Raw genomic sequence first — 10,106 nt, 5'->3', positions numbered from 1 at the left:
TTCACTTATGGTGGAGATGCTACTACTGATTTAGCTGCTGGAACTTATAACTATACTGTTACGGATGCTAATGGTTGTATAGCCACTACAACTGCAACTCTGATAGATGGTGACAGTATACCCCCTATGATTAGTGAATTGCCTAATTCAACAACTATCAATTGCCCAGCATTGCCATCGTTTGTTACACCAACAGTAACCGACAGCGTAGATCCTAGTCCTACCCTAACTTATAATGATTCAACTTCTGCAGGTACATGTGCTGGTTCGTATTCTGTTACTAGAACTTGGACAGCAACAGACGCTTGTGGAAACGCAGCTACTGCTTCACAAACTATTAACGTACAAGATGCGAAGGCGCCTACTACAACAACTACATTTGCTGCAGAAATTAATGTTAACTGTAATGCAATACCAGTAAAACCTAACCTTGTTTTTGTAGATGATTGTTCGACCGTTGCTCCTACTGTTGTATATACTGAAAATACAATTAACACTACTGCCACCTCTTATTCTATAATAAGAAAATGGATTGTTAAGGATGAGTGTAATAACACATCTGAATTTATTCAAGCCGTAAACGTTGCTGTTACTGCAACTATTATTGCGATAGATGAAGTTAAGTCTTATAATATCGATGATGTTCCGGCACCAACTATCAACCTGTTTAGTTTATTACCGCAAGGTACACCAACAGGTGGAATATGGTTTAGTGAAAACTCATCGGTAACATTAAACGGAGACATCGTCGATAATAGTTCAGTTTCAGCAGGGGATTATAAATTTACCTATACTATTAATGCAAATGCATGTCCAACAGTATTCGCACTTACTATCAACATAGACGGAGGGCTTGTATTACCATGTGGGCTTGTAACTGTTCATAACGCATTCTCTCCAAATGGTGATGGAGTCAATGAATTGTTTATCATTGACAATATTGACAATACAAGCTGTTATCCAGAAAACACGGTTGAAATCTACAACCGATGGGGAGTACTAGTTTTTGAAACTAAAAACTATAATAATACTACTAATGCATTTAACGGTACCTCACGTGGAAGAACTACTATAGACCAATCATCAGGTTTGCCTACTGGAACGTACTATTATATATTGAATTATACTTTTATTGATGGTAATGGTCAAAGTCAAGTCAGTAAAAAAGCTGGATATTTATACCTTACTAAATAATGAAAAAACCGACCTTAGGGTTTATAACCCTAAGGTTTAACTAAAATTTTATGAAAAGCCCTAATTTTCGAATGATAAAATATCTACTATGAAAACAAAACTATTTTCTTTCGTTTTGATGTTTACTGCTTTGGTAAGTTTTGCTCAACAAGATGCGCAATTTACACAATACATGTACAACACAATAAATATCAATCCAGCTTATGCCGGATCAAGAGGAGTTCTAAGTGTCTTTGCGTTACATCGTACGCAATGGGTCGGATTAGATGGTGCACCAGTTACAAATGCAGTTTCAGTAAATACCCCGTTTAACAATAGCAGGTTGGGCCTTGGGGTATCTATTATCAACGATAAAATAGGTCCTACGCACGAAAATACCATTTCTGCAGATCTATCCTATACTGTCCCGACATCTGAAAAAGTCAAATTTTCTTTTGGAATTAAAGCAACTGCTAATCTATTTGATTTAGATGTTACACGTCTAAATCCCGTTGATGACGATCCTAGTTTGCATGACTATAATAATAAATTCTCGCCTAATATTGGAGCTGGAGTTTATTTACATTCAGACAAGGCCTATGTAGGTATTTCAATACCAAATTTTATAGAGTCAAATCGCTACGATGACAATGCAGTGGCTATTTTTAAAGAAAAAATAAATTACTATTTAATAGCAGGTTATATTCTTGATTTAAATAGCGCTATAAAATTCAAACCTGCTTTGTTAACTAAAATGGTTAAAGGAGCACCACTACAAGTAGATGTTTCAGGAAACTTTATGTTTAACAATAAATTCGTACTTGGAGTTGCTTATAGATGGAGTGCGGCGGTTACTGCAATGGCCGGATTTCAAATTTCAGATGCGATGTATATAGGATATGGATATGATCTTGAAACTACCCAATTAAACAATTACAATTCTGGCTCACATGAAATTTTCTTACGCTATGAATTATTCAAAAAGAATGATAAAATCACAACCCAACGATTCTTCTAAAAACAATTATTATGAAAAATAACATACTCTTTTACATAACTATAATAAGTGTTTTTTCATTAAACATTTATTCACAAAAAGCCAGAGTAGCCATTGCTGATAAAAAATATGACAACTACGCTTTTGTAGATGCCATAAAAACATATGAAAGAGTTGCAGAAAAAGGCTATAAATCGGCTGATATGTTCCAAAAATTGGGAAATGCTTATTACTTCAATGGGAAACTCGAAGCAGCAGCAGAATGGTACGGTGAATTATTTGCCATGACTACTGAGGTGGAGCCAGCCTACTACTATCGCTATGCACAATCTCTACGTTCCATTGGTGAAAATGAGAAAGCGAATCAGATTATGGAAAAATTTGATAAAGTGTCCGGAAACGACACTAGAGGAGAACTTTTTGCGAAGAACGAAAACTATATGGATGCTATTAAAGCTAATTCTGGCCGATATAACGTTGAAAACGCAGGAATAAACTCTCCCTATTCTGATTACGGAACTACTATGTATGACAATAAGATCGTGTTTGCTTCAGCAAGAGATACCGGGAGTTTAGGGCAAAGAAAACATACTTGGACCGGTCAATCATTCACAAAATTGTATGTGTCTGATGTTGGTGACGAATTAAGCTTGGGAAGTCCTACTAAGTTTGATAAATCCGTTAATTCTAAATTTAACGAATCTACTCCTGTCTTTACTAAAGATGGAAAAACCATATATTTTACCAGAAATAACTATCTTGATGGGAAAAGAGGAAAAGACAGTAAAAACAATACATTAGTTAAAATATATAAAGCCACTTTAGAGAATAACAAATGGGTAAATATTACTGAACTTCCTTTTGATAGTGATAATTACAGTACAGCTCACCCTATTTTAAGTCCAGATGAAAAAACAATGTATTTTGTTTCTGATATGCCGGGAACTATAGGCCTTTCGGACATATTTAAAGTCCAAATAAATGAGGATGGAACTTTTGGCACGCCTGTAAATTTAGGCCGCCCAATTAATACTGAAGGAAGAGAAACGTTTCCATTTGTAAATGATGACAACGAAATTTATTTTGCCTCTGATGGCCATCCAGGTCTGGGCGGACTAGATATTTTTGTTTCGAAAATAAATGCAGACGGAACTTTTGGAAAAGTTCAAAATGTAGGTATGGATGCTAACTCTCCTAAGGATGATTTCGGGTATTGGATAGATACCAAATCAAGAAGAGGTTTTTTATCTTCAAATAGAGATGGCGGACAAGGCTATGATGACATTTATAAATTTCTGGAAACTAAGAAACTCATTTGCGAACAAGAATTGTATGGAAAAGTGACGGATTTAGCCACAAGCAAAATTATTCCAGGGGCAAAAGTCAGTCTGTTTGACAATAAGTATAATCCAATGGGAACAGTTAATTCTGATGAAAAAGGAATGTATACTTTTTCAGTAGAATGTGGAAAAACTTATAATGTAAGAGCCGAAAAAGAAGACTACACCACCAAGGAACAAAGCGTGACTATAGGCGACAAAGAAGGTAAAACAAATCTAGATATAGCCCTAGAAAGCTCTAAATGTAAGGTGACCGTTGGTGACGATCTTGGTAAATGCTTTGGTATTAAAATGATCTATTTTGACTTTGACAAATCAGATATCCGACAAGGAGCCGCTTTAGATCTAGAAAAAATATTAGATGTTCTAAATCAGTATCCAAAAATGAAACTCGATATTCGCTCCCATACTGACAGTCGTGGAACATTCAAATACAATGAGTCCTTATCAGACAGCAGAGCACAGTCAACTATCGGTTGGTTAATAAATAATGGAGTTGATAAAAGTCGCTTAACGGCTAAAGGATATGGAGAAAACCAACTCATAAATAAATGTGCTGACGGTGTTGAATGTAGCGAAGAAGAACATCAATTAAACAGAAGAAGTGAATTTATTATTATGGAGCTGTAACATAAATACTAATAGTTTGTAAAGAACAAATACTAACCTCGAAAGGAAAATTTTTTCGAGGTTTTTTTATTTTATTCATGTAAAAAATCACTCCATCCTAACTGATTTTCATTTTACATCGGTATTAAAATAAAAAATTAAGGCATGTTCAGTCTTTAAATTTTTAAGAATATATCCCCTTATTTTGTAAAAAAATATAAAACTGCATTCCCGTATCAATTGAAACAACGTATTTTTAGTTAATCATCTCATCAATAAAATCTTAATAAATAGATTGGTGATTAATTTTTTAAAATATGCACTAATTGAAAATACATTTCAACGAGTATTTAGGCTGTATGCAGATAAAAAAGCATTTTATCACTTATTATTCCTAACTTTAGGTATAGATTTAAAGATCCTATTTCTGGCAATCATCGAAAAACGATTCTTATATCTTATATAAAAAATCTTAATAAAAAAAATATTTTTTTTATTAAGAAGGTACAAAATAAATATATTTGAAATTGAAGTTTTGGATAAATAAATCTTTTTAAAGATCCAAAAATTATTGAGAAACGAAATACCATGAATAGAACAGTTCCATTAAAATAAAAAGGCACCCAATGATCAATGACTTTTATCAAGGAAATTTTTTAAATTCTAAAAAAATAAGGGTCAATTCTGAATTCAAAGTTGAACAATTCATTATCTAATTAAATATAAAAAGGAGTATTTCCTGCGATAGAAAAATTCTTTAACCCCAAAAAAAGAAAATTTTCATCCTTTAAAAAAGAGACCCCATTTGGGCTTCTTATTTATTTAAAAATTACGTTTTTCAAATTATATTAAAATTAAAAAAAGGAATAATCGCCTACGACGTTAAATTTCTTTAACCCCAAAAAAGAAAATTTAAATTCCTTTAAAAACGCAAGTAGTAATCTAGATTTTGTTCTAATAATTAAGTGAAGGACAATAGCAAAGAAACTGATTTTACATAAAATCCAATTAATTCTAATGGCTTTTTATTTTGTAAAAAGCTAAAATTAAAACAACTTGTTTTTTAAGTCATAAATTAAAATAGTAATCCTTATTTAAACGGAAATTACTTTCCATAAACTGCTTATAATTCTAAATACAAGTGCTAATTATTCTGCATTTGATGCTCCAAAATCTTATTACTTTCTAACGATTTAAAAAAAAATCAACATGAAATCAAATTTACTCAATCAAAACCTGAAACAAACCATACTATTTGCTTTACTTTTATTGTTTATCAGCATAACAAGTGGTTACGGTCAAGAAAGTGGAACAGATGGAAATTATTGTCCTGGACCAGGTCTTCCAGGCGATGAATATGCAACTGGAGTCTTTTTTAATAATATAGTAAGTTCTTCCCCTTCTTCTACATGTCAAATTGGAACGATTCGGGCTAAAGTCGATACAAATAATCAAGTATTGAAGTTAGGAATGAATATTGGTAATGGAGGTTCGGCACTATTTCGACTATATTTAGATACAGATAACAATCCCTTAACTGGATTAACCTCAGACAATTTTGGAGGCACTTTAACTGTTGCCGGTGCTGAGATTATCCTAGAAATTAATTCGAATGCCTCTACATTCAAAGTATATTCGGGAGCCGGAAGTACCTTAACACCATTTCCTCTCCCACTCCCTACTGGACTTGAGGCTCATAGCGGGGGTACTGCTTGTAATGGTAGTGGAGCCACTTTTTTAGAATTTAATATTCCGTTTGGAAGTATTAATTTAAATATCTGCACCGCGAACAACCCTGGTGTAATTAATATTACCAAATTAGCATCGGTTAGTGGTAACTCTGCTAGTTCTAGTCGATGTATTGACACACCTTTAACATTTGGAATTCCATTAAAAGGATCTGTAGGACCAAGTACAACTGTTTGTTCAGGAACAAATAGTACAACCTTAACGGTTAGTGGTCTTACATCTGGATCTTCAATTATTAGATGGGAATATAGTGTTAATGGTGGAGCTTGGCAATCTGATTTGGCTAACACTACTTCTACTTATACTGCAACTAATTTAAACCTAACTACTAAATATAGAGCCGTATTTTCAAATTCTGGTTTATGTGGTGGAAATGGCATTGAAACAAGCGATGCAACAATTACGGTAACGCCATCACCTGTAGCCAATGCAGGACCTGATCAAACTAAATGTAATAATCCAATGTTCACTTTGGCAGCCGTTCCTACGGCTGGTAATGGAGCTTGGACTTTTGTTGGCGCATCTGGTACTGCAATAATTACTACTCCTACTTCTGCAAACTCTACAGTAACTTCGGTACCAACAGATATGAATATTACGCTGCGTTGGACAGAAACTAACGGAAACTGTAGTTCAACTGATGATCTGGTTATTAGAAATAATGCTCAGTCAATAGCTGCTGCAGGAGCTGATCAAACTAAATGTAATAATCCAATATTCACTTTGGCGGCCGTTCCTACGTCTGGTACTGGTGCTTGGACTTTTATTGGTGCATCTGGTACAGCGGTAATTACTACTCCAACTTCTGCAACGTCGACGGTAACTTCGGTACAAACAGATATGAATATCACGCTGCGTTGGACAGAAATTAACGGAAACTGTAGCTCGACTGATGATGTAGTTATTCGAAATAATGCACTTTCAATAGCTGCTGCAGGACCTGATCAAACTAAATGTAATAATCCAATGTTTACTTTGGCGGCCGTTCCTACTGTAGGTAATGGAGCTTGGACTTTTGTTGGAGCATCTGGTACAGCGGTAATTACTACTCCAACATCTGCAACTTCAACGGTAACTTCGGTGCCAACAGATATGAATATTACGCTGCGTTGGACGGAAACTAACGGAAACTGTAGTTCAACTGATGATATAATTATTAGAAATAATGCCCAATCAATCGCTGCTGCAGGAGCTGATCAAATTAAATGTAATAATCCAATGTTCACTTTGGCGGCCGTTCCTACGTCTGGTACTGGTGCTTGGACTTTTATTGGCGCATCTGGTACAGCGGTAATTACTAATCCAACATCTGCAACTTCAACGGTAACTTCGGTGCCAACAGATATGAATATTACGCTGCGTTGGACAGAAACTAATGGAAACTGTAGCTCGACTGATGATGTGGTCATCAGAAATAATGCCCAATCAATCGCTGCTGCAGGACCTGATCAAACTAAATGTAATAATCCAATGTTCACTTTGGCGGCCGTTCCTACTGTAGGTAATGGAGCTTGGACTTTTGTTGGCGCATCTGGTACAGCGGTAATTACTACGCCAACATCTGCAACTTCAACGGTAACTTCGGTACCAACAGATATGAATATTACGCTGCGTTGGACAGAAACTAATGGAAACTGTAGTTCAACTGATGATATAATTATAAGAAATAATGCCCAATCAATCGCTGCTGCAGGGCCTGATCAAACTAAATGTAATAATCCAATGTTCACTTTGGCGGCCGTTCCTACGTCCGGTACTGGTGCTTGGACTTTTATTGGCGCAGCTGGTACAGCGGTAATTACTACTCCTACTTCTGCAACTTCAACGGTAACTTCGGTACCAACAGATATGAATATTACGCTGCGTTGGACAGAAACTAATGGAAACTGTAGTTCAACTGATGATATAATTATAAGAAATAATGCCCAATCAATCGCTGCTGCAGGAGCTGATCAAACTAAATGTAATAATTCAATGTTCACTTTGGCGGCCGTTCCTACGTATGGTACTGGTGCTTGGACTTTTATTGGTGCATCTGGTACAGCGGTAATTACTACTCCAACTTCTGCAACTTCAACGGTAACTTCGGTACCAACAGATATGAATATTACGTTGCGTTGGACGGAAACTAATGGAAACTGTAGCTCGACTGATGATGTGGTCATCAGAAATAATGCCCAATCAATCGCTGCTGCAGGGCCTGATCAAACTAAATGTAATAATTCAATGTTCACTTTGGCGGCCGTTCCTACTGTAGGTAATGGAGCTTGGTCTTTTGTTGGTGCATCTGGTACAGCGGTAATTACTGCTCCTACTTCTGCAACTTCAACGGTAACTTCGGTACCAACAGATATGAATATTACGTTGCGTTGGACAGAAACTAATGGAAACTGTAGCTCGACTGATGATGTGGTCGTCAGAAATAATGCCCAATCAATCGCTGCTGCAGGGCCTGATCAAACTAAATGTAATAATTCAATGTTCACTTTGGCGGCCGTTCCTACTGTAGGTAATGGAGCTTGGACTTTTGTTGGTGCATCTGGTACTGCAATAATTACTACTCCTACTTCTGCAAACTCTCAAGTAACTTCGGTACCAACAGATATGAATATTACGCTACGTTGGACGGAAACTAATGGAAACTGTAGTTCAACTGATGATGTGGTTATTAGAAATAATGCCCAATCAATCGCTGCTGCAGGAGCTGATCAAACTAAATGTAATAATCCAATATTCACTTTGGCTGCCGTTCCTACATTAGGCACAGGTTCTTGGACTTTTGTTGGCGCATCTGGTACAGCGGTAATTACTACTCCAACATCTGCAACTTCAACGGTAACTTCGGTACCAACAGATATGAATATTACGCTACGTTGGACAGAAACTAATGGAAACTGTAGCTCGACTGATGATGTGGTCATCAGAAATAATGTCCAATCAATCGCTGCTGCAGGGCCAGATCAAACTAAATGTAATAATCCAATGTTCACTTTGGCGGCCGTTCCTACTGTAGGTAATGGAGCTTGGACTTTTGTTGGCGCATCTGGTACAGCGGTAATTACTAGTCCAACATCTGCAACTTCAACGGTAACTTCGATACCAACAGATATGAATATTACGCTACGTTGGACGGAAACTAATGGAAACTGTAGTTCAACTGATGATATAATTATAAGAAATAATGCCCAATCAATCGCTGCTGCGGGAGCTGATCAAACTAAATGTAATAATTCAATGTTCACTTTGGCTGCCGTTCCTACATTAGGCACAGGTTCTTGGACTTTTGTTGGCGCATCTGGTACAGCGGTAATTACTTCTCCAACTTCTGCAACTTCAATGGTAACTTCGGTACCAACAGATATGAATATTACGCTTCGTTGGACAGAAACTAATGGAAACTGTAGTTCAATTGATGATGTGGTCATCAGAAATAATGCACTTCCAACTATAGCAACAGCAGCTAGCGCAACGTCAGTTTGTTTCAGTGAAAATATACAGAGCACACCACTAACATACAATGCGACATCAGGAACACCCACTATGTATAGCATTGTTTGGGACGCTATTCCCTCAAATACTTTTGCTGCAGTTACAAATGTACCTTTGTTAACCAGCCCAATATCATTAGTTATTCCCGCTGGCACAGCTGCAGGCACTTACACAGGTACAATTACCGTAATAAATGCTAACGACTGCGTAAGTACTAGCAAAACATTTTCTGTAACAATAAATAAATGCGATATAGTTTTATTAAAAGAATCGAAACTAAACAGTAGTGGAAATTGTACAAGCCCAGAAGATACCATTACCTATACTTTTACTGTGACGAATCCAGGTACAGCACCGATTACGGATATTAAAATTACTGATGACTTATTAGATTCATCTAATCCTCTTGTGCCGATAATCTATACAAGTGGTGATAATGGAAACAATACCTTAGAGAATTCTGAAACTTGGATATATACGGCAATTTATCCAATATCACAAAATGACATTAACACAGGAAATGTTACCAACAACGCAACTGTGAACGGTAAAGTTTTAGGAAATGATGTTATGGGTGCTTCTAGTACTATAACAAGGTTATGCCAAAACCCTGATATTGAGATTATTAAATCAAATGACATTACAATAGGAGAAAACGGATGTGCAACACTTGTTGTTGGAGATATAGTGACCTATACCTTTACGGTGAAAAATTCCGGTAATGTGAGTTTAAATAATGTGAATGTAGT

Annotated in this window: 3 protein-coding genes and 1 pseudogene; all 4 read left to right on the top strand. The window is 36.1% G+C overall.

Annotation, left to right across the window (positions count from 1 at the left end; genetic code table 11):
• A partial coding sequence (locus tag FQU23_RS16025; protein ID WP_147674736.1) for a gliding motility-associated C-terminal domain-containing protein occupies positions 1–1,194 on the top strand: 1,194 nt, incomplete at its 5' end.
• Between the two features lie 88 nt (positions 1,195–1,282).
• Positions 1,283–2,191 (top strand): type IX secretion system membrane protein PorP/SprF, encoded by a 909-nt coding sequence (locus tag FQU23_RS16020; RefSeq protein ID WP_147674735.1) that lies wholly within the window; start codon positions 1,283–1,285, stop codon positions 2,189–2,191.
• Positions 2,192–2,202: 11 nt separating this feature from the next.
• Positions 2,203–4,140: an OmpA family protein gene (locus FQU23_RS16015; RefSeq protein WP_147674734.1), complete on the top strand. Its 1,938-nt coding sequence runs from the start codon at positions 2,203–2,205 to the stop codon at positions 4,138–4,140.
• A gap of 1,188 nt (positions 4,141–5,328) precedes the next feature.
• Positions 5,329–10,106, top strand: a pseudogene (locus FQU23_RS16010) (hypothetical protein); the annotation flags it as partial.

The organism is Flavobacterium sp. XN-5 (assembly GCF_008033395.2).
Classification (GTDB): domain Bacteria; phylum Bacteroidota; class Bacteroidia; order Flavobacteriales; family Flavobacteriaceae; genus Flavobacterium; species Flavobacterium hiemivividum.
This window is presented reverse-complemented; position numbering and strand designations above follow the sequence as displayed.

Bases quoted from the DNA above. Each gene is read 5' to 3' on its own strand.
- FQU23_RS16020 (WP_147674735.1), top strand. From the start codon at position 1,283: ATGAAAACAAAACTATTTTCTTTCGTTTTGATGTTTACTGCTTTGGTA.
- FQU23_RS16015 (WP_147674734.1), top strand. From the start codon at position 2,203: ATGAAAAATAACATACTCTTTTACATAACTATAATAAGTGTTTTTTCA.